At 50.5% G+C, this 2,531-nt stretch carries 1 protein-coding gene; it reads left to right on the top strand.

What is annotated here, in order from left to right:
* On the top strand, nt 1-2,531 hold a 2,531-nt coding region (locus RMO52_RS09415), incomplete at both ends, for a glutamate synthase-related protein (protein ID WP_310413302.1).

The raw sequence follows: 2,531 nt of genomic DNA, 5'->3' as shown, positions 1-2,531 counted from the left end.
GGTGGATACGGATGCTGGGCGGATTGTGAGTGATGCGGAAATCAAGCAGGAGATTACTAGCGCACATCCTTATCAAGCGTGGTTGGACGAGCATTTAGTTAGGTTAGAGGATATTGCTGATGGTAAAAGCCCCCTAGCCCCCAATTCTGGGGGAACCGGATCGGAGAGTCCGATAGCTTCCAGCTCCGCTGGAACTGGAATTGAAAGTCCCCCAGAATTGGGGGATTTAGGGGGCGTTCGGGTTGTCGGCAGTACTGACTTACTTCAGAGTCAAATGGCGTTTGGCTATACGTTTGAAGAGTTGCGGATGCTGATTACGCCGATGGCGCGGGATGGTGTGGAAGCAACGGGTTCGATGGGTACGGATACACCGTTAGCAGTGTTGTCCGATCGACCAAAATTACTCTACGATTACTTCCAACAGCTATTTGCTCAAGTTACTAATCCCCCGATCGATTCTATTCGGGAAGAAATTATTACTTCGGCACAAACTACGATCGGATCTGAGCGGAATTTACTCAAGCCAGAACCCGAAAGTTGTCATTTAATCGCCCTCAAATCGCCGATTTTAAGTGATGCCGAACTTGCGAAATTAAAGCACCTGAATCAAGATGGTTTTAGCTCTGTTACTATCCCAATGTTATTTAACCCCAAAGACGGGGTGAAAGGTCTGGAAGCAGCGTTAGATACGATCTTTGCATCAGCAGATAAAGCGATCGAGTCTGGCATCAGCATCCTAATTTTGAGCGATCGCGGTGTGAATGCTGAAACTGCACCAATTCCTGCATTACTGGCGATTTCGGGCTTGCATCATCACCTAATTCGCACGGGTACTCGTACTCGCGTCGGACTGGTATTAGAATCCGGCGAACCGCGTGAAGTTCATCACTTTGCAACATTAATTGGTTATGGTTGTGGGGCGATTAATCCTTACCTGGCATTCGAGACGATCGAGGATTTAATTAACCAGAAAATCTTACTCGATGTCGATTATCCCACTGCTGTTAAAAACTATATTAAAGCAGCCACAAAAGGCGTAACAAAAGTTGCGTCTAAAATCGGAATTTCCACGATTCAAAGTTATCGCGGTGCCCAGATTTTTGAAGCAGTCGGACTCAATCAAATCACGATCGATAAATACTTTACCCGCACTGCTTCCCGAATTGAAGGTGCTGACGTGGGCGTAATTACCCAAGAAACGATTACTCGCCACACCCACGCCTTCCCCGATCGACCTGCCAAAGGTGCTACCCTCGATGTGGGTGGTGATTATCAGTGGCGCAAAGATGGTGAAGAACACCTATTTAGCCCCGAAAGTATTCACCTGTTGCAACAGGCGGCGCGGACTGGTAAATATGACATTTATCAGAAATATGCCAAGCTAATTAACGAGCAGGATAAGAAGCACTTCACCCTGCGCGGACTGCTCGATTTTAAACCGCAAACAGCGATCTCGATCGACGAAGTAGAACCGATCGAAGCCATCCTCAAACGCTTTAAAACAGGCGCGATGAGCTACGGCTCCATCTCTAGTGAAGCACATGAAGGACTCGCGATCGCGATGAACCGGATCGGCGGTAAATCCAACACAGGCGAAGGCGGCGAAGATCCCGAACGCTATACCTGGACTAACGAGCAAGGCGACTCCAAAAATAGCGGCATCAAACAAGTAGCATCGGGACGATTCGGTGTCACCAGCCTGTACCTCTCCCAAGCCAAAGAAATCCAAATCAAAATGGCACAGGGAGCCAAACCAGGTGAAGGCGGACAACTCCCAGGCAAAAAAGTCTACCCCTGGATTGCTAAAGTCCGCCACTCCACCCCAGGCGTAGGGCTGATTTCACCCCCACCGCACCACGATATCTACTCGATCGAAGATCTCGCCGAACTAATCCACGATCTCAAAAATGCTAATCGGGATGCGCGAATTAACGTCAAACTAGTATCTGAAGTCGGAGTCGGCACGATCGCCGCAGGAGTCGCCAAAGCCCACGCCGATGTAGTATTAATTTCCGGCTTCGACGGCGGTACCGGAGCCTCACCCCAAACTTCAATCAAACACGCCGGATTACCCTGGGAACTCGGACTTGCCGAAACCCACCAAACCCTCGTCCTCAATAACCTCCGCAGCCGGATTGTCGTCGAAACCGACGGACAACTCAAAACCGGACGGGACATCGCCATAGCCGCCCTCCTCGGTGCCGAAGAATTCGGATTCTCCACCGCCCCACTCGTCACCCTCGGCTGTATTATGATGCGCGTCTGCCATCTGAATACCTGTCCCGCCGGAATTGCCACCCAAAACCCCGATCTCCGCGCCACCTACACCGGAGATCCCGCCCACACCGTCAACTTCATGCGGTTCATCGCCCAAGACTTACGAGAAATCATGGCAGCCCTCGGCTTCCGCACCCTCAACGAAATGGTAGGACGCACCGATAACTTAGAATCTAAACAAGCGATCGCCCATTGGAAAGCCAAAAATATCGACCTCTCCAACCTCCTCTATCAACCCGAAGCAGGCGCAGAAG

Origin of the sequence: Chamaesiphon sp. OTE_8_metabat_110 (assembly GCF_031382685.1) — a bacterium.
In the GTDB taxonomy this organism is placed as follows: domain Bacteria; phylum Cyanobacteriota; class Cyanobacteriia; order Cyanobacteriales; family Chamaesiphonaceae; genus Chamaesiphon.
This window is presented reverse-complemented; position numbering and strand designations above follow the sequence as displayed.